Here is a 25,250-nt window from a genome sequence, read left to right as displayed (position 1 = left end):
TCCAAGGGCATGAGATGAAGCGCATTCTGTTGGCAGTTCTCGCGGCAATCGTCCTGATCGGCGGGGGCTATATCGTTTATTCGCGGCTCCAGCCGGGCGGCATTCCGGTCTATCGCGCTGCGCCGGTGGCGACACTGCCGCACGATAGCAGCGCCTTTACCGAAGGGCTCTTCTTCCAGAACGGCGCGCTCTACGAGAGTACCGGCGAAGTCGGCGAATCGACGATCCGCAAGGTGAAGCCCGAAACCGGCCAGGTGCTGCAACAACAGGATCTTCCCGCGCCCTATTTCGGCGAGGGCATCGTCGCCTGGCACGACAAGCTGTTCCAGCTCACCTGGCAGAACCAGACGGGCTTCGTGTACAATCTCCCGGATTTCGCGCCGCAGGGCAGCTTTGCCTATACCGGCGAGGGCTGGGGCCTGACCCATGACGACAAGTCGCTCATCATGAGCGACGGCACGCCGGTACTGCGCTTCCTCGATCCCGAGACGATGCAGACCCGCTCGACGCTCCGCGTCACGGCCAATGGCTGCCCGGTCGCCAATCTCAACGAGCTCGAATGGGTCGATGGCGAGATTTATGCCAATATCTGGGAGACCAACCTGATCGCCCGGATCGATCCGAAGACCGGCGCCGTCCGCAGCTTCCTCGATGTCAGCGCGCTGGGGCCGCAGGGCCGCAACCAGGACGATGTCGCCAACGGCATCGCCTATGACGCCAAGAGCAAAAGGCTGTTCCTGACCGGCAAGCGCTGGCCGCAGCTTTATCAGGTGCGTCAGGGCGATCGGGTTGCCCAGTCGGCCGAGGCCGACCGGCTGACGAGCTGCAACAAGCAGTAATCGCTATCGCTGCAGTCGCTCGCGCACGCTGCTCCAGTGGCGCGGGCCGACGCGGACCACGGCACCCGACTTCAGCACCAGCGCCATGTGGCGGCCGATCGCGTTGATCTGGTGGACGGCTTCCGGCCGGACGAACGCCGAGCGGTGGACGCGCATCATCTGCGCCGGGTCCAGCCCCTCTTCCAGCGCGGCCATGGTGATGCGGATCATGTGGCTGCGCTCCGGCGTGTGGAGCAGGGCATAGTCCTTGGCAGCCTCGATCCATTCGATCGTTTCGACCGGCACGCGAATCTGCCCGCGCGACGTGGGAATCCAGAATTCGCGCTGATAGGCGCTGCTGGCAGGTACCGGGGCTGCCGGCGAAGGCTGGGGGGGCGTCGCTTCGACGGCGGGCGCCCGGGCGGCATCGGCGCCGATCCGGCGGAGCACGGAGCGGATCCGGGCCAGCAGCTCGCGCGGCTCGAACGGCTTCATGATGTAATCGTCGGCGCCCAGCTCAAGCCCTACGACCCGGTCGATCACGTCGCGCCGCGCCGTCAGCATCACGATGCCGATCGCGCCATAGGCAGCGCGCAGGCGGCGGGCGATGGAGAAGCCGTCTTCCACCGGCATCGTCACGTCGAGCACCACCAGTGCCGGAACGCGCCGCGCGAGAAGCGCGTCCAGCGCAGCCCCGCCATTCGCCTCCTCGACGTCCAGGCCTTGGTCGCGCAGATAGGCGGCGACGGGTTCGCGCAGATCCTCCTCGTCGTCGACCACCACGATATGCGCAGCGGGTGTCGTCATGCGAGATCCATTTCCTGCAGGAAGCGATGCACGGCATCGGGGACAAACGGTTTTTCGAGCACGGGGCGGCGCACCTCGCTCAGGAACCGCGCCGCTGAGGCGCCCAGCGTATCGCCGGTCGAGAAGCCGACACGATCGAGCAGTTCGGGCCGCTCGGCGGCGATCCAGGCATGCAGCTGCGGACCGTCGACATCCGGCATGCGCAGGTCGCTGATGACAAGGTCGTAGCTGCCATCGGCCAGCCGATGCTTGGCGGCTGCCCCGCCCACCGCGATGTCGCAGTCGAACCCTTCGAGCGAGAGGAAGTCGGCGAGCGATTCGGCGATTTCCTGTTCGTCATCGACCACCAGCGCCCGGCGCTGGCGTGGCTCGGCGACGATCGGTTCCGGCGCGCTCGCCGGTACCACGACATGTTCGTCGATCGGCAGGGTCAGGCGGAAACAGGCCCCCCGTTCGCTGGAGGCCAGTTCCAGACGGCCACCATGGGCCTCGACCAGCCCTTGCGAGAAAGACAGGCCCATGCCGGTGCCATGGCCCTGCGGCTTGGTGGTGAAGAAGGGCTCGAAGATGCGGCGGCGCGCCTCTTCGGGAATGCCAGGGCCGGAATCTGCGACTTCGAGGATCACCGTGTCGCGGCTGGGGCCGCGCGCCGTGCGGATCGTCAGCGTGCGGTCGCCCGGGGGCACTTCGGCCATGGCGTGCTGGGCGTTGACGATCAGGTTGACGAGCACCTGATGCAGCTGATCGGAATCCGCCGCGATCGGCGGCAGCGCCTCGGTGAGCGCCCAGCGGGTGGCGATATTGTCGGTGCGCAGGCTGTAATCGGTCAGCTCGTGCGCGGCCCGGGCGACTTCGTTCAGATCGACGGCGGCGCGTTCGGGGCGTTTCTGCCGCGCCATCGCCAGGAAGGTCTGGACGATGCGCGCGCAGCGATCGGCCGCCTTGCAGATTTTCTGGGCGCGCTCGGCCAGTTCGGTGCCGCGCGCCTGACGCTCCATCATCACCGCCTGGGCGACGACGATCGACAGCGGGTTGTTCAGTTCATGGCTGACGCCGGCAAGCAGCGAGCCGAGCGCACTCAGCTTTTCCGACTGGTACAGCGCCTCGCGTGAGCGGGCGAGGGCGGCTTCGGCGCGCTTGCGTTCGGTCAGGTCGATGGTGAAGCCGGCAGTGCGGCTGCTGCTCGATGCGCCCTGGATCGGGAACAGGATCGCCAGCGCAGAGGCGTACTGCTCGCCCAGGTCGAGGTCGAGTTCGGTGCTGGCCACCGCACCGGTGCGCGCCTGCGCCTCGATCGCCATCAGCGCCTCGGCAATCGGGGCGGGGAACAGGTCGCGCGGATGGGCGCCGGTGATTTCGCTCATCGGCCGGCCGATGGCGCGGGCGAATTCGGGGTTCACCCGGACATAGCGGCCCTGCGCATCCTGGATGTGCATCACCAGCGGCGCATTTTCCAGGAAGGCGGCCAGCTGCGCTTCGCTTTCCGCCAGCCGCTCCTCGGAACGCGCCCGTTCCAGCGTCGCCCAGGTCCGTTCCGCCACGTCGCGCAGCAGCTGGATTTCGCTGTCCCGCCAGCGGCGCGGCTGATCATGCTGGATCGAAAGCGCAGACCGTGTCCGACCGTCCCGCACCAGCGGAATGGTAACGAAGGCGGCAATGTCGGCTTCGCGGTAGCGTTCGCGCGTCTCGGGCTGCAGCCGCGCGTCAGCCGCCACATCATCGTAGCGGACCAGCGCGCCGTGCATCCATTCCTGCGTCACTTCGCGGCCGATCGCGTCGACCGCGAAGTCGCGGCCCATCAGCGAAGCGACGCGATCGGCGCGCGACTCGCCCTCGATGCGGAAACAGCTACCGTCCGCTTCCGCAAAGGTGACGCGGGTGACGCCCAGTTGCGCCGCGAGTGAATCGAGCGTCAGCGCGATGATGCGGTCCGGCGAGGTTTCAACGCGCAGTCGGTCGCTCCACGCGATCAGGAATTGCTGGTTGCGTTCGCGTTCCTGCAACGCCGCCTGGGCGCGGGCGCGTTCGATCGTCACCCAGGCGCGCTCGGCAATGTCGCGCATCAGCTGCTTCTCGCCGTCGCGCCACCGGCGGGTGTTGCAATCCTGTACCGAAATGATCGACCGGGCGACGCCTTCGCGCAGCAGCGGCACGCTCATGAAGGCGGCGATCTGGGTCGAGCGATAGCGTTCCAGCGCGGCGGGCGTAACCTGCGGATCGCGGCGGACATCGTCATAGACGACGAGTGCCCCGCTGATCCATTCGCGGTCGACCGACTCGCCATAGGTGCCCAGCGTCACGACATTGCCCAGATTGCTGACGACGCTATCGATGCGCCATTCGGCACGGACGGTGAAGATCCGCCCTTCCGCATCGCTTTCCGAATAGGTGACGCGGCTGACGCCCATCTCCTCGCCAAGGCAGCGCAGCGTGTCTTCGATGATCGCTTCGGGATCGGTCTCGCTGCGGGTCCGGTCGCTCCACGCGATCAGCAGCGCCTGGTTGCGCTCACGCTCGCGCAGTTCCGCCTCGGCACGGGTGCGCGACACAGTCGCCCATAGCCGTTCGGCAATCTCCTCGCAGAGCGCCACTTCGTCCTGCGTCCATTGTCGCGGCACGTCGTGCAGAACCGCCAGAAGGGCAACCAGCCGCCCTTCCTTGGTGATCGGCGCGGCGATGCTCGTGACGACGCCCAGCCGGCGGGCGGCCGCCGCAAGCGGGTGGTCGGCGGGAAGATCGGACAGATGGATGTGCGTGGCGGACCGGTCGCCGCTGCACGCCTCGGGCGCAGACAGGCTTCGGAACGCCGGGATGAGTATGTCTGCCACCGTTTCCGGATCGGTTGGCACGCCGCCCGCCGTCCGGAAAATCTCGAGCGCGTCCTCGCGCCCCTCGCGCGCTTCGCACCACAGAATCTGGCTCGCACCGAAATGCGCGGTCAGCATGTCGACGACTTCGGTGAGCACCGCTTCGGGATCGGGCAGGCCGCGCGTGCGGTCGTGAAAGGCGCGCAGCAGCGCCTGGCGCTGGTCCTGCAGATGCCGCTCGGTCAGGTCGATCTGCACGCCGCACCAGCGCACCACGCTGCCGGTCGCGTCGCGGATAGCCACTGCCTTGCTCAGATAGGGGCGATAGATGCCGTCCTTGTCGCGCATGCGCAGGTGGATTTCGGCATATTCCTGGCCCGCGCGCATTGCCTTCCAGGCCGCTGCGGCAAGCGGCATGTCGTCGGGATGGACGATTTCCGAAGGGTCGCCGCGCTCGCCGGCGGTGCCGTCGAACAGGGCGTGCCAGCGGCTGTTGGCCCAGCGCACCGCTTCGCCGTCCCATACCCAGCACAGGCCGGGCAAATGCTCGGCAAGCAGGCGGAACTGCTCCTCGCTTTCGCGCAGCTGCTCGGTCAGGCGCAGATGCTCAATCGCCCCCCAGATTCGCACCGCGGTGTCTTCCACCAGCAGCACCTCGTCGCGCGACCAACGCCGCGGCTGCGCGTTCACCGCCGCGAACAGCGCCACCGGGCGCCCCTCGTGCAGCACCGGCGCGGCAACAATGGCGGCGACTCGCGCGCCTCGCAGCACTTCGATTTCGGCGGGCAGCAGCCCGGCTGCCTCGATGTCGTCGATCACGGCGGTGCGCCCGGCGCGATAGGCGGCGGTCAGCGGGGATTCGGGGGAAAGGGGAATGCGCGGCAGCGGCACGCTGCGCCCGCTGGGGCTCCACGCGCTGGCGAACTGAACCGATTCGATCGCCGCATCGATTTCGCCATAGGCGGCTGCCCGCGCGTCGAGGAACCGGCCGACGGCGGCGGTTGCCACCCGCACGATTCGCGCAGGATCGGTTTCGCCCAGAAACTGCTCCGACAGCCACAGCCGAATCGACTCGATCGAGTCGAAATCAGGGACGATGATGCCCCCGGAATTTGCCAGCGCTTCCACCGTTTCCCCGTTCATTTCGGCAGAGTAGCAATTTTTACGGCCTTTGCGCAGGGGTTTGCGCGGGGCGGGCCGCATCGTCGTCTCGCCCACCGTCGGGTTCGTCGCACCTTCGTCGCATTGGTCGCGGCTTGTGTCGCCCCGCGCCATAGGTTCAGCCACATTGTGGCGATGACGATCCATACTGAGGTCTTGATGGACGCAACGGCCGCGGGCCAATCGGCTGGGCGAGACCTTGCTGTCGGCTGCTTCGCGTCGATCGGGCGGCGGCGCCTGGGCGAGGCGATGCTGGAATTCGCTACGCGCTTTCCGGAAATCGGGCTGGGCGTGCACGAAATGACGCGCACCCAGCTGTTGCCGGCGATGGCGAAGGACGAACTGGCGCTGGCGCTGGTGCCGGGCGAGATACGTGCCGATTTCCCGTCGCTGCGGCTGTGGCGCGACCGGGTGATGGTGGCGATGTCGGCCGAACACCGGCTGGCGGGTCGTGACAGCATCACGCCGGAGGAACTGCGCAGCGAACTGCTGCTCCTCTCACGCCAGGAACATGGTGGCGAGGTGCACCGGTTCCTGTCACGCTGCGTCGTGCCGGAAGGGCCCGCCATGGGCGGGCTGTTGCTCGATGTCGCGCCGACCGTGCTGATGGAGGGGGTCGCCCGCGGTCAGGGCGTGGCGCTGGTCTGCGCGAGCCAGAGCGACATGATCGGGCCGGAAGTGACGCTGCGGCCGATCGACGCGCCGGGCGCCAGCTTCTTCGTGCATGGCTATTGGAAGCGCAGCAAGCCCGACTGGCCGCTCGCCACCCTGATCGGCCTGTTGCGCGAAACCGGGCAGAGCGCCTGACCGCTGCCTAGCGGAGGATCAGCCGGTCCTTTGCAATTGCGACGCCGTCGAACCGGCGCAGCAGATCCTGCCCGATCAGCGACGTGCCCAGCCGGTCGTCGGCAACGCCGACCCGTATGTCGCGGAAAACATGGCCGCCAATTTCCAGCCGCGACACCGCGACCTCGCCGATCGGCAAGGTTCCCGCCAGTGTGCGGACCTGGCGGCGAGGCGCGTCCGTCAGCGGGGCGGCACCCAGCCGCGCGGCATCGGTGCGCGTGAGGATGGTGCCCGACGCCCCGGTGTCGACCAGCAGGCGTACCGGCGCGGACCCGGCATTCCCCTCCAGATAGAACATGCCGTCGGCGGCGCGGGCGATGCTCTGGCTGGCGGTGGCGGGTGCCGGCTGTTCGGCCTCAAGCCGGGCTTCGAGGCGGTTGGCGGCATTGTGCAGCCAATGATCGACCTGGCCGCCCACCAGGGTGAATGCCTGCAACGCGACCAGCCCCGAAAGCATCAGGTTCATCGAAGACAGTACGGGCGCACTGGTGAACACGAAGACCGGAATAGCCCCGCGGGGCTTATCGCCGCGTTAAATTTTGGTTGTGAACCGACAATGCAAGCAAAATTCGAAGTAAATTTTGCCTTTACGCGGTGCCGTCACGGCTGGGGTGCCGCAGTGCCCGAACGGCGGCGCATTCTGCGCACCCGCAGCCGCTGGGCGACCCAGAACAGCAGCGCGATGGCGGTGCAGGCAAGCAATTGCATGCTGACCGCCAGATAGCGCAACCGCGCCGAAAGCGCGCTGCGGTACAGGCAATAATAGGGATCGGTAACGCCGGCGCCATTGCGGTTGAGGAAGGCAATGGTCGTGCCCGGCAGACCGTTGCGCACCAGCACGCCCAGCCGGGGCCGCGTGGTGTCGAAGCCGGAGAGATCGGCAAGATCGGCATCGTCGATCTCGGCAAATACCGTCAGCCGCTGCCCATTGGCGAGCCTCGCCTCGGTCTGCGCGAAACCGGCGTGGACGAGTTCGCCCGGCCAGCGCATGCGGAACAGGATGCCGCGCCGGGGCGCATCGCGCAGGTCCAGCCGGGTCGGGCCTTCGTGCACGTCCGCACCATTGGCGGCGGCAGCGAGCAACTGGATCTTGCCGCCGTCGCCGGGCACGCGGACGACGGCGACGCCAAAGGCGATCAGCGTGGCGCCGGCGAGCACCAGCACGAACAGCAACAGCCGCCTCGAGAGCTGCTCCGCCATCGCCAGTGCGGCGGCGAACTCGTCGACGACGACAGGCTCGGCTGCGCCTGTGCGCCGCCGCTGTCGCCATTCCACCAGCTTGACGATCAGCAACGGCAGCCCGCCGAACACCAGGCTCAGCGCGACCGTGTCGGTGACCGGCACATACCAGTCGAACCGCGTCTGCTCCCATTCGGCAAGGACCGCGTAGAGCCCGCGATACCAGAAGGCTTCCCAGCAGAAATAGCCAAAGGCGAGCGCCAGCCACAGCCAGGCGGCGGCCTTTGCGCGGGCGAGCCAGCGTCGGCGGGTTGCCGCTGTCTGCCCCGCCGCGTTCGGCGCGGGGGTGTCGGTCATGCTTGCCGGCGTGCCGCCAGCAGCGTGTCACGACGCCAGCGCAGCAGCGCGCCGCCCAGCCCCAGCCCGGCGATCAGCAATGCCCAGCCGCCCGGCTCCGGCACGGGCGATACGGGCGTGGTCGGTACGGTCGGCGTGGTTGGGCTCGTCTGGGGCGTGGGGGTGGAGACGGGCACCGTTGGGCCGGTCGGCTGCGTCGCGGGCACCGTGGCGGTGGGGGGCGGCGTCGGAATCACGACCGGCGGCGTGGCCGGCGCTGTGGGCGTTACGACCGGGCTGGTCGGCGTCGGGCTTGGGGTGGGATCGGTGCTGGGGGTCGGGCTGGTCGCGGGCGTTCCGGGGCTGTTCGACGCGGGGGCAATGCCGCCCGGGCCGGAGACCGGCGGGCTTTGCAGCAGCAGGTCGCCGGGCGAGGGCGGCGTGCCCGAACCGCCCATGCCGCTGCGAGCATCGGGCCGGGCGGCGTCGGCAGTTTCCACCGTCGCCGGCGTGACGGGCGTGAACAGATCGGCGGCGGGGCGCGAAGGCGCGGCGCTTTCCGGCACTGCATTGGCTTCGGGGCGCGACGCATAGTCGTTATGGGCGCTCTCTAGTAGGCGGGCGACCGGACCGCGCGAGGCAGCGCTGCCGCCGCTGCCCGTCACCTTGCCGGCAGCAGCACGCGCGCGCTGGTTGAGTGCGGCAAAGGCGTTGTTCGCCTTGGCTTCGTCGACTGCAAACAGCGACCGGCCATTTAACTGCAGCGTGGCTGCCAGCGCCATGCACACGGCAAGGCCGGTTATGGTGAGACGATTTCGCAACGCCTCCTGCGACACAATACGCATGATAAGCCCACCCCCGAGCAGCGGCCGATAGCAGTCGCCGTCTTGCAAAGCTTAGCAAGTCATCGATTAACTTTCAACGCGAGCCGCATCGGAGACTTGTCGCCTGTCGCCCTGTTCTGCGCGGATTCGGGACGGTTGGGACAAAGCGGGCGCCGGCTTGCCCCGCCGCTCCGCGGCGCTACACCATGGCGCGCAGGGAGAGTGTATGGCCAGTCTGTTCCGTCTGAAATCGATCGTCGCCGCCGAGGACCGCCCGCACGAGCACCGGCTCGCACGGACGCTGGGCTGGCATCATCTGGTGGCGCTCGGCGTCGGCGCGATCGTCGGCACCGGCATCCTGACGCTGATCGGCGTGGGTGCCGACCGGGCGGGGCCGGGGGTGATCCTCTCCTTCGCCATTGCCGGGGCGATCTGCGCCTGCGCCGCGCTCGCCTATGCCGAACTGGCGACGATGATTCCCGCCTCGGGCAGCGCTTACACCTATAGCTATGCGACGCTGGGCGAGATTGTCGCCTGGGTGGTCGGGTGGAGCCTGCTTGCCGAATATACGCTGGTGGTCGCCACGGTCGCGGTCGGCTGGTCCGGCTATACGGTCGGTTTTCTCCACGATCTGGGGCTGGCATTGCCCGATTGGCTGAGCCACGGTCCCAAGGTCGGCGGTGCGCTGTTCCACGGCTGGCACGTGGTCAGCTGGGGCATCAACCTGCCGGCGATGTTCATCGTTGCGGTGGTGGCCGGCATGCTGGTGTTCGGCACGCGGGAGAGCGCCACGATCAACGCCATGCTGGTGGTGATCAAGATGCTGGCGCTGACCATCTTCGTGCTGATCGCGCTGCCCTATTTCAAATCGGCCAATCTCCATCCCTTCATGCCGTTCGGCTTTGCCAAGACCATCGGCCCGGATGGCGTCGAACGCGGCGTGATGGCGGCGGCCGCGATCATGTTCTTCGCCTTTTACGGCTTCGATGCGATTTCGACGGCAGCGGAAGAGGCGAAAAATCCCTGCCGCGATCTGGCGATCGGCATCGTCGGGTCGATGCTGGTCTGCGTGCTGATCTACATGGTCGTGGCGGTGGCGGCGGTGGGCGCGCTGCCCTTCACCCGTTTTGCCGACAGCCCCGAGCCGCTGGCGCTGATCCTGCGCCAGATCGACCAGCCGGCGATTGCCACCTTCCTTGCCGCCTCGGCCGTGATCGCGCTGCCGACGGTGATCCTCGCCTTCCTGTTCGGCCAGAGCCGCATCTTCTTCGTGATGGCGCGCGACCGGATGCTGCCGCCCAGCCTGGCGCGGGTGTCGAAGCGCGGAACGCCGGTGCGGATCACTATCTTCACGGCGGTGGTGGTCACCTTCTTCGCCGCCTTTTTCCCGATCGACCAGATCGCCGCGCTGGCCAATGCCGGCACGCTCACGGCCTTTGCCGCAGTAGGCCTGTGCCTGCTGGTGATGCGCCGCCGCGCGCCCAACATGGCCCGGCCGTTCCGCGCACCGGCCGCCTGGGTGGTCGGGTTGGGCGCAATCTTCGGCTGCCTCTATCTGTTCCTCAGCCTGCCGCACCAGACGCAGATTGCGTTCGGCATCTGGAACCTCTTGGGTCTGGTCGTCTATTTCGCCTATGCCCGCCGCAACGCAGCAAAGGGTGACGCATGAGCGGTTGGACGATCGGGATCATCGGCGGTTCGGGCCTGTACGATGTCGAGGGCATAGAAGGCGGCAAGTGGGTGGAAGTGGCGAGCCCCTGGGGCCGTCCTTCGGACGAATGTTTTGTCGGCCATGTCGGCCATGTGAAAGTGGTGTTCCTGCCGCGCCACGGCCGGGGACATCGCATCAGCCCGTCGGACCTCAACGTCCGCGCCAATATCGATGTGCTGAAGCGGCTGGGCGTCACCGACGTGCTGGCAGTGTCGTCGGTCGGCTCGCTCGCCGAGGAACGCGCGCCGGGCACCTTCACCATTGCCGACCAGTTTATCGACCGGACCAAGGGCCGGCCGTCGTCCTTCTTCGGCGCCGGCATGGTCGCGCATGTCTCGATGGCCGATCCGGTCTGCCCGCGCCTTTCCGCGCTGGCGGCGGAGGCGGCGCAGGCGGCGGGTGCCACCACCCATGTTGGTGGCACCTATCTGGCGATGGAAGGCCCGCAATTCTCCACCCGCGCCGAGAGCAACCTCTATCGCAGCTGGGGCTGTGACATCATCGGCATGACGGCGATGCCCGAGGCCAAGCTCGCCCGCGAGGCGGAGCTGCCCTATGCGCTGGTCGGCATGGTCACCGATTATGATTGCTGGCGCGAAGGCGAGGAGGCGGTCGATGTCGCGCAGGTGATCGCCCAGCTTTCGAACAATGCCGAAAAGGCGCGAAAGATGGTGATGCACCTGCTCCGCAACCTGCCCGAAGAACGCGCGCCGAGCCCGATCGACACCTGCCTCGATTATGCACTGATCACCGCGCCGCAGGTGCGCGATCCCGAGCTGCTGGCGAAGCTCGATGCCGTCGCGGGCCGGGTGCTCGGCTGATGCGCGCGCGGTGGATGGCGGCGGGCCTGCTCGCGCTCGCCACGCCTGCTTTCGCGCAGGACGCGGCGGCGCCCGATCCGGCGCAGAGCCCCGCCTGGCTCAACGCCCAGTCGCTGGCGCTCGCCAGCCGCAGCGGTGCGCAAGGCTGGCGCGTGCTGGAAGGCGGGCTGCGCTGGCGCCGGGTGAAGGGCGACGGTAGCGGGCAGCATCCCAAGGTGACCGACATGGTGACGCTGCATTATGCTGGCAGCTTCGTCGATGGCACCGAGTTCGACAGCTCCTATGGCGGCCCGCCCGCCAGCTTCCCGCTCGACCGGCTGATCCGCGCCTGGCAGATCGCCGTGCCGCTGATGGGCGTGGGCGATACGATCGAGATCGCGGTGCCGGCGGAGCTGGGCTATGGCCTGCGCGGCAAGGGGCCGATCCCTGGCGGCGCGACCTTGCTGTTCAAGATCGAGCTGCTGGGTATCGGCGGGAATTGAAGCCGGGGATTCCGTGACAATATGCGCTCCCCTCCCGCTTGCGGGAGGGGTCGGGGGAGGGGAGTGCGATCGCGGGTGATCGCGTTCGGGAAAGAGCCTCCACATCAGCCCCTCCCCTGACCCCTCCCGCAAGCGGGAGGGGAAAGCACGCAGAAACAAAAACGGCCGGAGCACCCTGTGCCCCGGCCGCTTCCATATCCAAACCCCCTCCCGTCACCGGGAGGGGTATCGCCTCGCCTCAGGCGGCGAGCTTGCGCAGCACGTAGTGCAGGATGCCGCCGTTCAGGAAATATTCCAGCTCGTTGACGGTATCGATCCGGCAACGGGTGAGGAAGGTTTCCGACGAGCCATCGGCGCGGGTCAGCTTCACTTCGACATCCTGGCGCGGGCGCAGGTCCGCGACGCCGGTGATGGTGAAGGTCTCGGTGCCGTCCAGCTTCAGCGTCTCGCGGGTCACGCCGTCGGCGAACTGCAGCGGCAGCACGCCCATGCCGACCAGGTTCGAGCGGTGGATACGCTCGAAGCTCTCGGTGATGACCGCACGCACGCCGAGCAGGTTGGTGCCCTTCGCCGCCCAGTCGCGCGACGAGCCGGTGCCATATTCCTTGCCCGCGACGATGACGAGCGCGGTGCCGTCCGCCTTGTGACGCATCGCTGCGTCATAGATCGGCATGACCTCGCCATTATACTTGGTCATGCCGCCTTCGACGCCCGGCACCATCTCGTTCTTGATGCGGATGTTGGCGAAGGTGCCGCGCACCATGACTTCGTCGTTGCCGCGGCGCGCGCCGTAGCTGTTGAAGTCCTTCTTCGCGACCTGGCGTTCCTGCAGGAACACGCCGGCGGGCGAGTCCGCCTTGATGCTGCCTGCGGGCGAGATGTGGTCGGTGGTGATCGAATCGCCCAGGATCGCCAGCGGCTTGGCATCGACAATGTCCTGCACCGGGGCCGGGGTCATCGTCATGCCCTCGAAATAGGGCGGGTTGTGGATGTAGGTCGAGGCGGTCGGCCAGCTATAGGTGTCCGAACCGGTGACGGTGATCGCCTGCCAGTGGCTGTCGCCCAGATAGACATTGCCATAGCGCGAGCGGAACATCTCGTCGTCGATGTTCGCCGTGATCAGACCCTGGATCTCCTCGTTCGAGGGCCAGATGTCCTTCAGGAACACCGGATTGCCGTCCGAACCGGTGCCGATCGGCGTTTCGTACATGTCCTCGGTCACCGTGCCCTTCAGCGCATAGGCGACGACCAGCGGCGGCGAGGCGAGGAAGTTGGCGCGCACGTCGGGCGACACGCGGCCCTCGAAGTTGCGGTTGCCCGACAGGACCGAGGCGGCGACGATGTCGTTGCCGTTGATCGCGGCCGAGATCGGCTCGGCGAGCGGACCCGAGTTGCCGATGCAGGTGGTGCAGCCATAGCCGACCAGGTTGAAGCCGATCGCGTCGAGATCCTCGGTGAGGCCGGCCTTGTTCAGATAGTCGGTCACGACCTGCGAGCCCGGGGCAAGCGAGGTTTTCACCCACGGCTTGCGGGTCAGGCCCTTTTCACGCGCCTTGCGGGCGACGAGGCCGGCGGCGATCAGCACCGACGGGTTCGAGGTGTTGGTGCAGCTGGTGATCGCGGCGATCACGACGTCGCCGTCGCCGATGTCATGGTCGCGGCCTTCGACGCTCACGCGCGCCGGCTGCTCCTTCTTGTACACCTTGGTCAGGTCGCCGTTGAACACTTCGTCGACGCTGTCGAGGCTGACGCGGTCCTGCGGACGCTTCGGGCCGGCGAGCGACGGACGGACGGTCGACATGTCGAGCTCAAGCGTGTCGGTGAAGATCGGCTCCACCGCATCCGCGCCGTGCCACATGCCCTGCGCCTTGGCATAGGCCTCGACCAGCGCGACATTCTCTTCGCTGCGGCCGGTGAGGCGCATGTAATCGAGCGTCTTGTCGTCGATCGGGAAGAAGCCGCAGGTCGCGCCATATTCCGGCGCCATGTTGGCGATGGTCGCGCGGTCCGCCAGCGTCATCGAGTGCAGGCCCGGGCCGTAGAATTCGACGAAGCGGCCGACGACGCCCTTGGCGCGCAGCATCTGGGTGACGGTGAGCACCAGGTCGGTCGCGGTGATGCCTTCCGGCAGCTTGCCGGTCAGCTTGAAGCCGACGACTTCGGGGATCAGCATCGACACCGGCTGGCCGAGCATCGCCGCTTCCGCCTCGATGCCGCCCACGCCCCAGCCGAGCACGCCGAGGCCGTTGACCATGGTGGTGTGGCTGTCGGTGCCGACCAGCGTGTCCGGATAGGCGATCGTCGCGCCATCGGGCGCCTGCGACGACCAGATCGACTGGGCGATATATTCCAGGTTCACCTGGTGGCAGATGCCGGTGCCCGGCGGGACCACCGAGAAGTTGTTGAGCGCCTTGGAGCCCCACTTCAGGAACTCGTAGCGCTCGGCATTGCGCTCATATTCGAGCTTCACATTGTCTTCGAAGGCCTGCGGCGTGCCGAACTCGTCGACCATCACCGAGTGATCGATCACGAGATGCACCGGCACCAGCGGGTTGATCTTGGCCGCATCGCCGCCGAGCTTCGTGATCGCGTCGCGCATGGCGGCCAGGTCGACCACGCAGGGCACGCCGGTGAAGTCCTGCATCAGCACGCGCGCGGGGCGATACTGGATCTCGCGGCTGGGTGCCTTGGGGTTCTTCTGCCAGTCGACGATTGCCTGGGCATCCTCCGGCGTGACGGTCACGCCGTCGTCGAAACGGAGCATGTTCTCCAGCAGCACCTTCATCGAGAAGGGCAGGCGGCTGACGTCGCCGAGCTTCGCCGCCGCCTTGGGAAGCGAGTAGAAGCTGTAGGTCTTGCCGGAGACGGTGAGCGTGTCACGCGTGCCGAGCGTATCGTTGCCGATGGCGGTCATGAGGCGCGGGGTCCTTTCCCTGTCTGGTCCGCCGGGCGCTCGGGGGACGCAGCCATCATAGAGGGCTGCGCGGGCGCACCGTCGGGGTGCTGCGAATGCGAAGATTCGCGGTCGCCTTAGCGCCACTTCCGGGGGAGGGAAAGGGGACCATCGTAGGGGATGGAGCCATGATAGCGCTAACGCCCATTTCCCGCGTGGCGAGGCGGGCTGACATGGTTTTGCCGCACTCTTCCCCTAGCGCCAGTCGGTGCGGGGGAGTGGCTGACAGGTCGGGGGTTTTCCGGCCTGTTTTGGGGTGTCCGGGTTTCTCCTTTCGATGCTGTCGACAACATCCGCTTCGCCGAAGGCCAGGCTGCGCGTTTCGTTGCGCGGCCGCAGCATTTCGTTCCTGCTGGCGCTGGCGATCGAAATTCTCATCGCGCTGTTGTTGCTGTGGATGGCGCCGCACGTCACGCCCAAGGAAAAGCCGCGTCCGGTCGTGTTCGGACTGGACTCAAACACCGGCCAAGACGAGCCCGCGGCCAAAGCCGAGCCCAAGGCCGAGAAGGCGCACAAGCGCGCCGGCCAAAAGGCGGAGCAGCAGACCCAGCCGCAGCAGCAGGCCGCCGAGACGCCACCGCCGCCCGTCACCACGACCCAGACCAACGGGCCGCGCAGCTTCATTCTGATGAGCCGGCGCGACTATGCTGCCGCTGATATTTCCACCCTCGCACCCGCCAAGCAGGGCGATTCGGGCGACACGGCAGAGACCGAAGGCGGTGGCAGCGCGGATAGCGAGCGCGCCGGCACCGGCCCGCATGGACAAGTCCTGTATGCCGCCGACTGGTATCGCCACCCCACCGACGCACAGCTTTCCCCTTACGTCTCCGAACGCGCTCTCGGCCGCGAGGGTTGGGGTGAAATCGCCTGTCGCACCATTTCGCGCTATCAGGTCACCGATTGCCAGGAACTGGGCGAATATCCGGTCGGCTCGGGCTATGCCGGGGCGGTGCGCCAGGCCGCTTTCCAGTTCCTCGTCAAGCCGCCGCAAGTGAACGGCAAGGTGATGGTCGGCACCTGGGTGCGCATCCGCATCACCTATACGCGGCGAGGCGGTCGCGGCGAATGAGCCATGGACCAACCGAAAAGGGCGCCGCCTGCAAAACAGGCGACGCCCCTTGCGTGCATCGAAGGATGCCGCGCGATCAGGCCGCGTAGGCGACCTTCAGCGAGCGACGGCGCAGCGCCGCACCGGCGAGCGCGAAGCCACCGATCAGCATGCCCCAGGCCGCCGGTTCGGGCACGCCCGAGGTGCCGGCGTAATAGAAGTTGCCGAACGCGAAGTTCTGGTCCGTGGTCGAAATGGTGAAGCTCGAGACGCCGCCGCCGTTCCAGCCGAAGAATTTCGCGCCCGCATTGCCGGTCACGAGCTGCTGCACGCTGCCGCCGCCGGTGAGGGTGAGCTTGATCAGGAACGAACTGAAGCTGTCCGGTTCGGCAAAGAAACCGAAATCGGTGGTGGTCGGCGCAATGTTGACCGAGATGTTGTTACCGCCGGCGATCAGAACCTGGCCGGTATAGCCGCCCGACCAGGTGCCCCAGCTGGAGCCGACCGTCGCGACGGTCGTCGGCGCGTTGAAGCTGATGGTCGGCCCGCCCTGCAGCGCGACCGAGGAAACGGCGCTGCCGTCTGCCCCATAGCTCGTGTCGTTGAAATAGCTGCCCGCAACCGCCTGCCAGGTGGCAAGATCGGTGGTGAGGGTCTGGGCGAAAGCGGGCGACGCTACTGCCGAACTGGCGAGCAACACCGCGCAAAGCGTCTTCTTCATAATCAAATCTCCCCATGCGCCTGAACAATGCCGCAGGGCGGACCTCGCATATTCTCCGCAGCGACCGCGAAAGTAAACAGAACGTTAATGGAGTCAATGATTATAAACGACTGGTGGAAGGAATTTAGGGCTTCGTACCAGCTTGGGACGGTCGCAATTTCTTGTTTTTATTGGGAACAAAATCAAGATTCGCGATTGGGCGTTGCGCGGGTGGGATGCGTTGCTCTCATTAATTGACTGAAACAAGAGCGTTATTCCCATGCCCCGGGGCGGCGAGCTGCCACGTGGCAGCTTGCGCGATGCGCCCGGCCGACGGGGCTGCAGGTCAGCCGGTGCCGCTAACCTCTTGGAACTGGCGGCAGGAACGACCATTACGTGTGCAGAAGGAAGTCGAGAGACGTCGAGGGAGTCGTGGCGATGAAGACATGGGCATGGGGCGCGGCCATTGCCGGCGCTGCACTGGCGCTGGGCGGTTGCGCTTCGCCGGCGAAGAATGCGCGGTACATGGCCGGGCATTATCGCGCCGAGGCGGAACTGCACGACGCCTCGGGCAAGCAGGTGGGTACGGCGATCGCCGAGGAGATCGACGGCACGATCCGGGTGATCGTGGAAGCGCACGGCCTGCCCGAAGGCGTGCACGGCACGCACATCCATACCATCGGCAAGTGCGATGCGCCCGACTTCACCAGCGCCGGCGGCCACTGGAATCCCACCGCGCACAAGCATGGCAAGGAAAACCCGATGGGGCCCCATGCCGGCGACATGCCCAATCTGAAGATCGGTCCCAAGGGCAGCGACCGGACGATCTTCAAGCTGACCGGCGGCACCTTCGCCGAGCTGATGGATGCCGATGGCGCCTCGATCGTCATCCATTCCGGTGAGGACGACTACAAGACCGATCCGTCGGGCAACAGCGGCACGCGCATCGCCTGTGGGGTGTTCCAGAGCGTCTGAGGTACTTGAGGGCGAAGGCATCGTGCGGCTAGGAACATCTGTCCTTGCCTGAAAAAGTCTTTGCCGTGCCTGTGCCGTCGTTCCTGTTTGTCTGTCTCGGCAATATCTGCCGTTCGCCGCTGGCCGAAGCTGCCTTGCGGGCAGCGGCCGATTCAGCCGGCATCGCGGTGGAAGTCGATTCGGCCGGCACCGGCGGCTGGCATGCCGGCGAGGCGCCCGATCGCCGCTCCGTCGCGGTCGCCGCGAAATACGGGATCGACATTTCCGGCCAGCGCGCGCGGCAGGTGCGGCGCGAGGACTTTACCCGCTTCGACCATATCCTCGCGCTCGACGCGCAGAATCTGGCAGACCTCCGCAAGATCGCCCCGGCCGATGGCACAGCGCGGCTGCGGTTGCTGCTCGATGTCGTGCCGGGCTGGCAAGGGCGGGGCGTCGCCGATCCCTTTTATGGCGGCCCGGCGGGGTTCGAGCGCACCTGGTCGGAAGTATCCCGCGCGGCAGCCGAGCTGGTGGCGGCGCTAGAGCGTTGAACAAAGTGACTAGGGCGACAAGAGGCGCGGCAGTCCTCTGACTTTACGCTGCCTCGCGCCCGGCATGTGCTGCCAGTCGCTGGCGAGTGGAGAGCCTCGGGCCGACCGGCTGGGTCATCGGGGCGAACTGGCCCAGGCCGATGCGGATGTCGGGCAGGTTGAGATACACTGCCTCGATGCCGCGGGCGCTATAGGCTTCGTGCCAGAAGCCGGCGCCTTGCGGATCGCGCGTGAAGTCGCGCCACCAGTCGCTGTGCGGTGCGCTGCGGGTGAAGCGTTCCAGGCTTTCGAGATCGCGCCAATATTGGCGGAAGCCGATATGGTTCCAGCCGAACAGCATCTGGTCCTCGGCCAACAGTCCGTCGGGTGGATTGCGGCTGATGGCGCCCAGGCCGCGGCCGATGCGCAGCATCGCCCGCAGCGCACGCAGGCGGCGAAGGCGAAAGCCGAGAATGACGACGACCAGATCGGGATAGGCAGCGAGATCCACCGTCTCGCGGACCGTTGTGGCTTGCATGGCGGGACTCCGTGTTTACACTGTACACGTTAGAAGTTGTTTACGGTGTAAACAAGATGGAAAATGCAAAGGCCGCCGAGCCGCTGCGTGCGCGGCTGGTCGAGGCGGCGATCGATCTGCTCGATCGGGAAGGCGAGGCGGCGGTCACGCTGCGGGCGCTGGCCCAGGCGACCGGCGTTTCGGCGATGGCGCCCTATCGCCACTTTGCCGACAAGGCCGGTCTGCTGGGGGCGGTGGCGGAGGCGGGCTTCGCCGCGCTGGCGGCGGTGCTGGTCGAGGCGGACCGCGCCGCCAGTCCACGCGCTGCGCTGATCGCGCAGGGCCTGGCCTATTTCCGCTTTGCCCAGGCCCGCCCGGCGCTGTTCCGCCTGATGTTCGGCGGCCGGCCGGTGTGCGACATGCCGCCAGGCGACTATGGCGAAGCCTTCTTCATCCTCTCGCGTCGGGTCGAGAGCCTTGCGCAGGGCGATGCGCAGGCAGCCACGCTGGCGGCATGGAGCGTGGTGCACGGGCTGTCGACGCTTGCGCTCGACGGCAAACTGTCGCCGCTTGAGGCGCCGGTCGCAGCCGCGCTGGCGCTGGTGGCGGATGGGATCGCCGGCGCTCAGCCGGTGAGGGGATAGCGCCCGATCGCCTCATATACCGATCCTTCGCGGCCGAGATGGCTTTCGTAGAGCAGGAAGGAATCGATCGTGAAGGGCGGGCTGGCCAGCCCGGCATGGTCGCGCAGAAAGCCGTCATTGGCGCCGGCCTGCGCGTTCATCCGGGCAAGCGTGATGTGCGGCAGATAGGCGCGGCGCTCGGGCAACAGGCCCAGCCGGACCAGCGCCTGGTCGATCTTGTGGTGCAACTGGGTGATCGGCTCGTGCGGGCGCAGGCCGACCCACAGTGCATTGGGGCGGCCGCCCTTGTCGAACTCGCCCACGCCCGCAAGCGTCAGCTCCAGCGGCGGAAAGCGGATATTGCCGAGCGCAATGGCGACATCCTCTGCCACACGCCGGTCGACCTCGCCGATATAGCGCAGCGTGCAATGGAGCTGGCCCTCGTCCTGCCAGCGCGCGCCGGGCACGCCACCGGCCAGCGCGAGCAGGCGCGCGCGGATCGCGGCGGGCGGGCGAAGGCCGACGAACAGGCGGTGCATGGCGGGGCTTTTAGCTGCGGCGCACGCGCTTTCCAACGGCTTGTCGCCGATCAAGGCGAGGATCGAAACTGTATCGAAACATTGCTAGCGCCGGATTCGCTTGAAAAGGCCGCCGGCAAGACCGATATTTGCGGTATCCGGCGATGCGCCGGGCAAAGGAGTTTTACATGGCTAACTGGTCGGATCCCCGTTCGAGCGCCACGCCCTTCGCTGCCGCCGGTGCGCGCGCCGAGGCGTATGACGCGGGGCTCAGGTCGTACATGCTGTCGGTCTACAACTACATGCTTTCGGGCGTGCTGCTGACCGGCATTATCGCGCTCGCCTTCGCCAAGGTGCCGGCGCTGCAGGCACTGCTGTTCCAGGTGCAGGAAACGTCGCGCGGCCCCGCCATCGGCCCGACGCTGCTGGGCTGGGTGGTGATGCTGTCGCCGCTCGCCATCGTCTTCGCGATGAGCTTCGGTCAGGCGCGGATGCAGGAAGGCACGCTGAAGACGCTGTTCTTCGCTTATGCCGGCCTGCTCGGCGCGTCGCTGTCGACGATCTTCTTCACCTATACCGACATGTCGATCGCGCAGGTGTTCTTCGGCACCGCCGCCGGCTTCGCCGCGCTGAGCTTCTACGGCTACACCACCAAGAAGGATCTGTCGGCCTTCGGCACCTTCCTGATCATCGGTCTGGTGGGTCTGGTCGTGGCGATGATCGTCAACATCTTCCTGCAGTCGAGCATGATGAGCCTGGTGATCAGCGTCGTCGGCGTGCTGATCTTCGCTGGCCTCACCGCCTATGACACGCAGAAGATCAAGAGCATCTATGCCTATGTCGCGGGCACGCGCGAAGAGGGCAAGGTCGCGATCATGGGGGCGCTGAACCTCTATCTCGACTTCATCAACATGTTCCTGTTCCTGCTGCGTCTGTTCGGCAACCAGCGGAACTGATCTTTCCGGACTTCCGGGAAAAAGGCCCGGCGGGGCGATCCGCCGGGCCTTTTCTTTTCCGCATCTTGTCCGCGCTCACGGAACGCGACTCCCCGACCGTCCGTTTTACACCGGCAACGCGCAGGAGAGTTTTCGATGAGCAACAATCCGATCGACCCCGCGATGGACCGCATGTCGGTCGCGCCGGATCCCGAAGCGGACAAGGACGAGAAGGCGCCGGTGCATTCGGCCGATGCCGGCACCGATCCTTCGATCGAGGAGCGGCTGGCCCGCAATCCGCAAAGCCATGATGCGCGGCTGGACCGGGCGCTCGACGAATCGATGGATGCATCCGATCCGCCCGCCTCGGTGCAGCCGATCCACAATCACGGCATCCCCGACAGCTCGGGCTATGATGCCGAAGCCGAGGCGAAGCGCGCGCAGGACAAGCATGAAGACAAGGGCCTGATCGACAAGGCATTGTCGAAGCTCGGCCTGGACTGAGGCGCGCATCGGTGGCGGCGTCCCCCGCGTCGGGCTGGCGCGCCAATATCGTCCTTTATGCGGCGCTCGCCGCCAATGTCGGGATCGCCGTCGCGAAATTTATCGCGGCGGCGATTACTGCTTCGTCCTCGATGCTTACCGAAGGCGTGCACAGCCTGGTCGACAGCCTGAACCAGTTGCTGCTGCTCCACGGCCAGCGCCGGGCCGAGCGCGCGCCGGATGCCGAGCATCCGTTCGGCTATGGCCGCGAGCTGTATTTCTGGGCATTCGTGGTGGCGATCCTGATCTTCGGGCTGGGCGCCGGCGTGTCGGTCTATGAAGGCTGGCAGCATATCGTCGAACCCGAACCGCTACGCGACCCGCTGATCAATTATGTCGTGCTGGGCGTCGCGGCGGCGCTGGAGGGGACGAGCTGGATCATCGCCATGCGCGAATTTGCGCAGGCCAAGGGCGACGCGGGCTGGTGGCAGGCCATCCGGGAATCGAAGGATCCGGCGGGTTTCATCGTGCTGTTCGAGGATAGCGCGGCGCTCGCCGGCTTGCTGGTTGCTGCCATTGGGGTCTGGGCCAGCCATTATTGGGGAGACCCGCGGATCGACGGCATGGCTTCCATAGCGATCGGTGCTATTCTGGCGGCGGTGGCGACGCTGCTCGCGCGCGAGGCCAAGGGGCTGCTGATCGGCGAGCGCGCCAACCCCGCGCTGATCCGGCAGGTCCGCGCCCTGCTCGAGGCGCAGCCGGCGATTACGCACGTCAATCATGTCCGCACCATCCATACCGCGCCCGACCGCGTCTTCGTCGCCATCAGCGCTGACTTCGAGGACACGCTGGCCATGGGCGAGGCGGAGACGCTGATCGAACGGATCGAGGCGGCGCTGAAGGCACAGCTACCCCAGCTCAGTTCCATCTATATCCGTCCCGAAAAGCGCGAGGACGCCGAACCTCCTCTGGTGCCTTATACCTAGTTGCGTTGATAAGAACCCATCGCTGCTTCACGAAGCGTCACCCCCGGCGAAAGCCGGGGGCCATTGGGGCTTCGCTCTCGGCTCTTGCTGAGAACGAAAGGCGAATGGATCCCGGCTTCCGCCGGGATGACGGAGGGAAGCGGGATGAGTCTCCACCCACGCACCTTGGTATTAGCTGCACCGCAGCATCCTTTCGTCGCACTGCACAAGGCATTCGTCGAACCTGAACGGGAGCGACGGAGCCGAACCCCGGCGCCATGCTTTGTGGCGGCGTGTCGCTGCGCAGTGCGGCGGCGATGCGGGTAAGGGGTTATGGCGATGCGGTATGGATGGGCAGCGGCGATACTATTCGCGGCGGCGGCACCGGCGGCGGCCGGAACCATGCAGGTACATGCGCAGGGGCAGGATGGGGCCGGCGGCATGGCTTCTGCGGCAATGGGCATGCTGATCGGCGGTGCGGGCCTTGGCGGCGCCGTGCTCCGCCGTCACCGCGCAGATGGGCGGCGCCGTTCGCGCCCATAACCACAGATTATCTGCCGGCGCGCGCACGCTATGGGAAGTGGCGTCGCGGACGTCCTATGATGCCATCGAGGAGTAAACGATGGCGTTGGCGATCCACGAGCAGCAGCCGGGCGGTGCGCCCGACTATGTCGCAGCCTATCGGCGCGACGGCTATGCGGTGATCCGCGGCCTGTTTTCCCCGGACGAAGTGGCGGCGATCGGCGCGGCGATGGATCAGGTCCATGCCGAGGGCGTGGCGCACGGCCGCAGCTTCCGCCACGGCAATCTGTTCTACAAGGTGCTGCCCGGGCCGGACGGCGTGCCGATCGTGCCGATGGTGCAGTGGATGGCCTATCACCAGCCGGTGCTGAACGCGGTGCGCACCGACCGGCGGATTGCCGCCGTGCTGGCGCCGCTGATCGGCGGCGACCTCAAGCAGATCATCAACCAGCTCCACTGGAAGACGCCGGGCAGCAAGGGCGATTTCGCCTGGCACCAGGATTCGCGCTTCCGCAAGCCAGACCATGCCTATCGCAACCTGGGCAGCGCCTATGTGCAGACCGGACTGGCGATCGACCCGCATGGTCCCGAAAGCGGCGGCATGCGCTTCCTGCCGGGCAGCCACCGGCACGGCCCCTTGCCACTGGACGTGTCCGGCGAAGTGCTGGGTACGGCCTTGCAGGACCGGATGCTGGAGGAAGCGGGGCTCGATCCGGCGGGCGTCATCGATCTGGTGTTGCAGCCGGGCGATTTCGCGCTGTGGAACCCGTATCTGGTGCATGGCTCGGGCGAGAACCGGTCAAGCCATCTCCGCCGACTTTACATCAACGGCTATGTCCGCGCCAATGATTGCGATCGCGGCGAATGGGCGTTCCGCGGCGGGGAGCCGGTGCCGTTCGGGCCCGAGCCGGCGCTGGTCCATTACGAGCAACTGCGCGAGCGCGGCGAACCCCATTACGTCTGAAAACCGACCAGGCGCTTGACCCTGGCGGGCTGTATCGGGCATTTGTTCGGTCGAACGAACAAGACTCGGGGGCCATGGTTTCGCAAACGCTCATCGATGTGGCGATCGACCAGTTCGGCCGGCTGGGCTTTGAAGGCGCCAGTACGCGCGACATTGCCCGCGCTTCGGGCACGGCGATGTCGTCGATCACCTATCATTTCGGCGGCAAGCAGGGCCTGTACCTAGCCGCGGCGGACCATATCGCCGAGCGGGTGAAGGCGATGCAGCTCGCCGTCGCCCAGGCGGCACTGGCAGCGGGACAGGACTCGCCGGTGGCGGCAGTGGCGGCGATGCAGCACCTGCTCGACAGTATCGCCCGGATGATGCTCAGCCCGGAAACCGAGAACTGGGCGCGTTTCGTGGTGCGCGAGCAGCAGCAACCGACCGAGGCATTCGACCGGCTGTTCGCCGGCGCAATGCGGCCGATCCTCGATGTGTTCGTGGCATTGATCGCGCGGGCCCGACCTGATCTGGACCTCGCCGACCGGCAGGCGACCAGCGTGCTGCTGTTCGGCCAGGCGATGGTGCTGCGCGCCGGCCGGGCCGCAATAACCCGTATTTTCGCGGTCGAGCAGATCGACGAAGCCACCGCCCTGCGCCTGCGCGCCCGCCTGAAAGCCCATGTCCACGCCATCCTGACGGAGACGCCGTGATGAAACGCCGCCTGATCCCGATCCTGCTTTTGGTCGCGTTGGTGGTCGCGGGTGTGGCCACCAAGGGGTTCGGGGTACTGGCCAGCCCCAATACCGGCGCGCTGGTGCTGAACGGCAATGTCGACATCCGCGAAGTCAATTTGGCCTTCCGCGTCGGCGGGCGCATCGCGGCGATTGCGGTCGACGAGGGCGACAAGGTGGCGGGGGGCCAGAAGCTGGCGGTGCTCGATACAGCGACGATCGACGCGCGGGTGGCGCAGGCGGATGCGCAGCTTGCCCAGGCGGAGGCGCAACTGGCCAAGGCGGTGAACGGCAGCCGCGCGCAGGATGTGGCGCAGGGCCGCGCCCGGGTGGCGGCGGCGCGCGCCGCGCTCGACAATGCCGAACAGGCCTATGCCCGCCGCCAGCCGCTGGTCGGCCCCGGTGCGATCAGCAAGGCGCTGTGGGATCAGACGATCGCCGATCGCGACCGCGCCCGTGCCCAGCTTGCCGAAGCGCAGCAGGCCCTGTCGTTGCTCCAGGCGGGCAGCCGGGCCGAGGATGTGGCGGCCGCCCGCGCCAATGTCGAAGCGGCACGCGCGGCGCGGCAGAGTGCTGCGACCGACCGCGGCGACACGGCCCTCGCTGCGCCCATGGACGCGACCGTCGTCACTCGGGCACGCGAGCCGGGCGCGATCGTCCAGCCGGGCGAAACCGTCTTCACGCTGGCGATCCAGCGGCCGATGCGCGTGCGCGCCTATGTCGCCGAAACCGATCTCAGCCGGATCAGCCCGGGGATGAAGGTGCTCGTCCATGCCGACGGCAACCCGAAGAGCTACCATGGCAGCATCGGCTATATTGCGCCGCGCGCCGAGTTCACCCCCAAGACGGTGGAGACGGAGAATCTGCGGACCGACCTCGTTTATCAGTTGCGGGTGATCGTCGACGATCCCGACGACGCGCTGCGTCAGGGCCAGCCGGTAACGGTAGAGGTGCCGGGTGCCCGACCGAAGGTGGGGAAGTGAGGGGCTTCCCATCCGCCTCCGTTCCCCTCCCGCTTGCGGGAGGGGCTAGG

General features: G+C 67.0%; 25 protein-coding genes. 16 read left to right on the top strand and 9 right to left on the bottom strand.

Annotation, left to right across the window (positions count from 1 at the left end):
- Window positions 1-14: 14 nt before the first annotated feature.
- On the top strand, window positions 15-839 hold the full coding sequence (locus tag ACT53K_RS15510) for a glutaminyl-peptide cyclotransferase (protein ID WP_476229615.1): 825 nt from the start codon (window positions 15-17) through the stop codon (window positions 837-839).
- A gap of 3 nt (window positions 840-842) precedes the next feature.
- On the opposite strand, the gene ACT53K_RS15505 is transcribed toward ACT53K_RS15510, so the two are convergent.
- Together ACT53K_RS15505 and ACT53K_RS15500 are read right to left on the bottom strand one after the other, a co-directional pair.
- Window positions 843-1,625: a response regulator gene (locus tag ACT53K_RS15505; RefSeq protein WP_476229614.1), complete on the bottom strand. Its 783-nt coding sequence runs from the start codon at window positions 1,623-1,625 to the stop codon at window positions 843-845.
- Window positions 1,622-5,575 carry a GAF domain-containing protein gene (locus ACT53K_RS15500; protein ID WP_476229613.1) on the bottom strand — a complete coding sequence of 1,318 codons (3,954 nt, stop codon included), beginning with the start codon at window positions 5,573-5,575 and terminating at the stop codon, window positions 1,622-1,624. The genes ACT53K_RS15505 and ACT53K_RS15500 overlap by 4 nt, the downstream gene beginning before the upstream one ends.
- A gap of 177 nt (window positions 5,576-5,752) precedes the next feature.
- On the opposite strand from ACT53K_RS15500, the gene ACT53K_RS15495 reads away from it, so the two are divergent.
- Window positions 5,753-6,400, top strand: coding sequence for a LysR substrate-binding domain-containing protein (locus ACT53K_RS15495; RefSeq protein WP_476229612.1), 648 nt, complete (start codon window positions 5,753-5,755; stop codon window positions 6,398-6,400).
- A 7-nt stretch (window positions 6,401-6,407) separates the two neighbouring features.
- On the opposite strand, the gene ACT53K_RS15490 is transcribed toward ACT53K_RS15495, so the two are convergent.
- The 3 genes from ACT53K_RS15490 to ACT53K_RS15480 all read right to left on the bottom strand — a co-directional run bounded on the left by ACT53K_RS15490 (window position 6,408) and on the right by ACT53K_RS15480 (window position 8,799).
- Window positions 6,408-6,905: a retropepsin-like aspartic protease family protein gene (locus ACT53K_RS15490; protein WP_476229611.1), complete on the bottom strand. Its 498-nt coding sequence runs from the start codon at window positions 6,903-6,905 to the stop codon at window positions 6,408-6,410.
- A gap of 134 nt (window positions 6,906-7,039) precedes the next feature.
- Window positions 7,040-7,975, bottom strand: coding sequence for a hypothetical protein (locus tag ACT53K_RS15485; RefSeq protein ID WP_476229610.1), 936 nt, complete (start codon window positions 7,973-7,975; stop codon window positions 7,040-7,042).
- Window positions 7,972-8,799, bottom strand: a complete 828-nt coding sequence (locus ACT53K_RS15480; RefSeq protein ID WP_476229609.1) for a PEP-CTERM sorting domain-containing protein — start codon at window positions 8,797-8,799, stop codon at window positions 7,972-7,974. The genes ACT53K_RS15485 and ACT53K_RS15480 overlap by 4 nt, the downstream gene beginning before the upstream one ends.
- Before the next feature lie 205 nt (window positions 8,800-9,004).
- On the opposite strand from ACT53K_RS15480, the gene ACT53K_RS15475 reads away from it, so the two are divergent.
- Genes ACT53K_RS15475 through ACT53K_RS15465 form a run of 3 tightly spaced genes read left to right on the top strand, consistent with a single transcriptional unit; the run spans window position 9,005 to window position 11,792 of the window.
- The gene (locus ACT53K_RS15475) at window positions 9,005-10,447 is read left to right on the top strand and encodes an amino acid permease (protein WP_476229608.1); all 1,443 of its coding nucleotides are present in this window, start codon (window positions 9,005-9,007) and stop codon (window positions 10,445-10,447) included.
- A complete protein-coding gene (locus ACT53K_RS15470; RefSeq protein ID WP_476229607.1) occupies window positions 10,444-11,310 on the top strand; it encodes an S-methyl-5'-thioadenosine phosphorylase in 867 nt (288 codons plus the stop codon). Before ACT53K_RS15475 ends, ACT53K_RS15470 begins: the two co-directional genes overlap by 4 nt.
- Window positions 11,310-11,792, top strand: a complete 483-nt coding sequence (locus ACT53K_RS15465; RefSeq protein WP_476229606.1) for an FKBP-type peptidyl-prolyl cis-trans isomerase — start codon at window positions 11,310-11,312, stop codon at window positions 11,790-11,792. Before ACT53K_RS15470 ends, ACT53K_RS15465 begins: the two co-directional genes overlap by 1 nt.
- A 238-nt stretch (window positions 11,793-12,030) precedes the next feature.
- On the opposite strand, the gene acnA is transcribed toward ACT53K_RS15465, so the two are convergent.
- Window positions 12,031-14,706, bottom strand: coding sequence for an aconitate hydratase AcnA (gene acnA, locus ACT53K_RS15460; RefSeq protein ID WP_476229605.1), 2,676 nt, complete (start codon window positions 14,704-14,706; stop codon window positions 12,031-12,033).
- Window positions 14,707-15,022: 316 nt separating this feature from the next.
- Here acnA and ACT53K_RS15455 point away from each other — a divergent pair, with 316 nt between their 5' ends.
- Window positions 15,023-15,814: a hypothetical protein gene (locus ACT53K_RS15455; RefSeq protein ID WP_476229604.1), complete on the top strand. Its 792-nt coding sequence runs from the start codon at window positions 15,023-15,025 to the stop codon at window positions 15,812-15,814.
- Window positions 15,815-15,890: 76 nt separating this feature from the next.
- Here ACT53K_RS15455 and ACT53K_RS15450 read toward each other — a convergent pair whose 3' ends face one another.
- Complete coding sequence (locus ACT53K_RS15450) at window positions 15,891-16,514, bottom strand: PEPxxWA-CTERM sorting domain-containing protein (RefSeq protein ID WP_476229603.1); 624 nt, start codon at window positions 16,512-16,514, stop codon at window positions 15,891-15,893.
- A gap of 417 nt (window positions 16,515-16,931) precedes the next feature.
- Between ACT53K_RS15450 and ACT53K_RS15445 the strand changes: the two genes are divergently transcribed.
- Window positions 16,932-17,468, top strand: a complete 537-nt coding sequence (locus tag ACT53K_RS15445) for a superoxide dismutase family protein (protein WP_476229602.1) — start codon at window positions 16,932-16,934, stop codon at window positions 17,466-17,468.
- Window positions 17,469-17,533: 65 nt separating this feature from the next.
- The gene (locus ACT53K_RS15440; protein WP_476229601.1) at window positions 17,534-17,998 is read left to right on the top strand and encodes a low molecular weight protein-tyrosine-phosphatase; all 465 of its coding nucleotides are present in this window, start codon (window positions 17,534-17,536) and stop codon (window positions 17,996-17,998) included.
- Window positions 17,999-18,041: 43 nt separating this feature from the next.
- On the opposite strand, the gene ACT53K_RS15435 is transcribed toward ACT53K_RS15440, so the two are convergent.
- Entirely contained in the window at window positions 18,042-18,515 is a 474-nt protein-coding gene (locus ACT53K_RS15435) for a monooxygenase family protein (protein ID WP_476229600.1), read from the bottom strand.
- A gap of 56 nt (window positions 18,516-18,571) precedes the next feature.
- Here ACT53K_RS15435 and ACT53K_RS15430 point away from each other — a divergent pair, with 56 nt between their 5' ends.
- Window positions 18,572-19,138, top strand: a complete 567-nt coding sequence (locus ACT53K_RS15430) for a TetR/AcrR family transcriptional regulator (RefSeq protein ID WP_476229599.1) — start codon at window positions 18,572-18,574, stop codon at window positions 19,136-19,138.
- Here ACT53K_RS15430 and thpR read toward each other — a convergent pair.
- Window positions 19,120-19,656 carry an RNA 2',3'-cyclic phosphodiesterase gene (gene thpR, locus ACT53K_RS15425; RefSeq protein WP_476229598.1) on the bottom strand — a complete coding sequence of 179 codons (537 nt, stop codon included), beginning with the start codon at window positions 19,654-19,656 and terminating at the stop codon, window positions 19,120-19,122. The two genes, ACT53K_RS15430 and thpR, sit on opposite strands and share 19 nt — an antisense overlap.
- A gap of 167 nt (window positions 19,657-19,823) precedes the next feature.
- On the opposite strand from thpR, the gene ACT53K_RS15420 reads away from it, so the two are divergent.
- The 7 genes from ACT53K_RS15420 (at window position 19,824) to ACT53K_RS15390 (ending at window position 25,200) form a co-directional block, all read left to right on the top strand.
- The gene (locus ACT53K_RS15420) at window positions 19,824-20,591 is read left to right on the top strand and encodes a Bax inhibitor-1/YccA family protein (protein WP_476229597.1); all 768 of its coding nucleotides are present in this window, start codon (window positions 19,824-19,826) and stop codon (window positions 20,589-20,591) included.
- 135 nt (window positions 20,592-20,726) lie between these two features.
- Entirely contained in the window at window positions 20,727-21,074 is a 348-nt protein-coding gene (locus ACT53K_RS15415; protein WP_476229596.1) for a hypothetical protein, read from the top strand.
- 11 nt (window positions 21,075-21,085) lie between these two features.
- Window positions 21,086-22,039, top strand: a complete 954-nt coding sequence (locus ACT53K_RS15410) for a cation diffusion facilitator family transporter (protein WP_476229595.1) — start codon at window positions 21,086-21,088, stop codon at window positions 22,037-22,039.
- A gap of 318 nt (window positions 22,040-22,357) precedes the next feature.
- Window positions 22,358-22,561: a hypothetical protein gene (locus ACT53K_RS15405; protein WP_476229594.1), complete on the top strand. Its 204-nt coding sequence runs from the start codon at window positions 22,358-22,360 to the stop codon at window positions 22,559-22,561.
- 79 nt (window positions 22,562-22,640) lie between these two features.
- Window positions 22,641-23,504: a phytanoyl-CoA dioxygenase family protein gene (locus ACT53K_RS15400; protein ID WP_476229593.1), complete on the top strand. Its 864-nt coding sequence runs from the start codon at window positions 22,641-22,643 to the stop codon at window positions 23,502-23,504.
- A 74-nt stretch (window positions 23,505-23,578) separates the two neighbouring features.
- Window positions 23,579-24,196: a CerR family C-terminal domain-containing protein gene (locus tag ACT53K_RS15395; RefSeq protein WP_476229592.1), complete on the top strand. Its 618-nt coding sequence runs from the start codon at window positions 23,579-23,581 to the stop codon at window positions 24,194-24,196.
- Window positions 24,196-25,200, top strand: coding sequence for an HlyD family secretion protein (locus ACT53K_RS15390; protein ID WP_476229591.1), 1,005 nt, complete (start codon window positions 24,196-24,198; stop codon window positions 25,198-25,200). The genes ACT53K_RS15395 and ACT53K_RS15390 overlap by 1 nt, the downstream gene beginning before the upstream one ends.
- Window positions 25,201-25,250: the final 50 nt, after the last annotated feature.

This window comes from Sphingomonas sp. DMC8, from assembly GCF_056314185.1.
The sequence above is the reverse complement of the archived record's forward strand: the minus strand, read 5'-3'. Positions and strand labels throughout refer to the sequence as shown.

Bases quoted from the DNA above. Each gene is read 5' to 3' on its own strand.
- ACT53K_RS15510 (WP_476229615.1), top strand. From the start codon at position 15: ATGAAGCGCATTCTGTTGGCAGTTCTCGCGGCAATCGTCCTGATCGGC.
- ACT53K_RS15505 (WP_476229614.1), bottom strand. From the start codon at position 1,625: ATGACGACACCCGCTGCGCATATCGTGGTGGTCGACGACGAGGAGGAT.
- ACT53K_RS15500 (WP_476229613.1), bottom strand. From the start codon at position 5,575: ATGAACGGGGAAACGGTGGAAGCGCTGGCAAATTCCGGGGGCATCATC.
- ACT53K_RS15495 (WP_476229612.1), top strand. From the start codon at position 5,753: ATGGACGCAACGGCCGCGGGCCAATCGGCTGGGCGAGACCTTGCTGTC.
- ACT53K_RS15490 (WP_476229611.1), bottom strand. From the start codon at position 6,905: ATGAACCTGATGCTTTCGGGGCTGGTCGCGTTGCAGGCATTCACCCTG.
- ACT53K_RS15485 (WP_476229610.1), bottom strand. From the start codon at position 7,975: ATGACCGACACCCCCGCGCCGAACGCGGCGGGGCAGACAGCGGCAACC.
- ACT53K_RS15480 (WP_476229609.1), bottom strand. From the start codon at position 8,799: ATGCGTATTGTGTCGCAGGAGGCGTTGCGAAATCGTCTCACCATAACC.
- ACT53K_RS15475 (WP_476229608.1), top strand. From the start codon at position 9,005: ATGGCCAGTCTGTTCCGTCTGAAATCGATCGTCGCCGCCGAGGACCGC.
- ACT53K_RS15470 (WP_476229607.1), top strand. From the start codon at position 10,444: ATGAGCGGTTGGACGATCGGGATCATCGGCGGTTCGGGCCTGTACGAT.
- ACT53K_RS15465 (WP_476229606.1), top strand. From the start codon at position 11,310: ATGCGCGCGCGGTGGATGGCGGCGGGCCTGCTCGCGCTCGCCACGCCT.
- acnA (WP_476229605.1), bottom strand. From the start codon at position 14,706: ATGACCGCCATCGGCAACGATACGCTCGGCACGCGTGACACGCTCACC.
- ACT53K_RS15455 (WP_476229604.1), top strand. From the start codon at position 15,023: ATGCTGTCGACAACATCCGCTTCGCCGAAGGCCAGGCTGCGCGTTTCG.
- ACT53K_RS15450 (WP_476229603.1), bottom strand. From the start codon at position 16,514: ATGAAGAAGACGCTTTGCGCGGTGTTGCTCGCCAGTTCGGCAGTAGCG.
- ACT53K_RS15445 (WP_476229602.1), top strand. From the start codon at position 16,932: ATGAAGACATGGGCATGGGGCGCGGCCATTGCCGGCGCTGCACTGGCG.
- ACT53K_RS15435 (WP_476229600.1), bottom strand. From the start codon at position 18,515: ATGCAAGCCACAACGGTCCGCGAGACGGTGGATCTCGCTGCCTATCCC.
- ACT53K_RS15430 (WP_476229599.1), top strand. From the start codon at position 18,572: ATGGAAAATGCAAAGGCCGCCGAGCCGCTGCGTGCGCGGCTGGTCGAG.
- thpR (WP_476229598.1), bottom strand. From the start codon at position 19,656: ATGCACCGCCTGTTCGTCGGCCTTCGCCCGCCCGCCGCGATCCGCGCG.
- ACT53K_RS15420 (WP_476229597.1), top strand. From the start codon at position 19,824: ATGGCTAACTGGTCGGATCCCCGTTCGAGCGCCACGCCCTTCGCTGCC.
- ACT53K_RS15415 (WP_476229596.1), top strand. From the start codon at position 20,727: ATGAGCAACAATCCGATCGACCCCGCGATGGACCGCATGTCGGTCGCG.
- ACT53K_RS15405 (WP_476229594.1), top strand. From the start codon at position 22,358: ATGCGGTATGGATGGGCAGCGGCGATACTATTCGCGGCGGCGGCACCG.
- ACT53K_RS15400 (WP_476229593.1), top strand. From the start codon at position 22,641: ATGGCGTTGGCGATCCACGAGCAGCAGCCGGGCGGTGCGCCCGACTAT.
- ACT53K_RS15395 (WP_476229592.1), top strand. From the start codon at position 23,579: ATGGTTTCGCAAACGCTCATCGATGTGGCGATCGACCAGTTCGGCCGG.
- ACT53K_RS15390 (WP_476229591.1), top strand. From the start codon at position 24,196: ATGAAACGCCGCCTGATCCCGATCCTGCTTTTGGTCGCGTTGGTGGTC.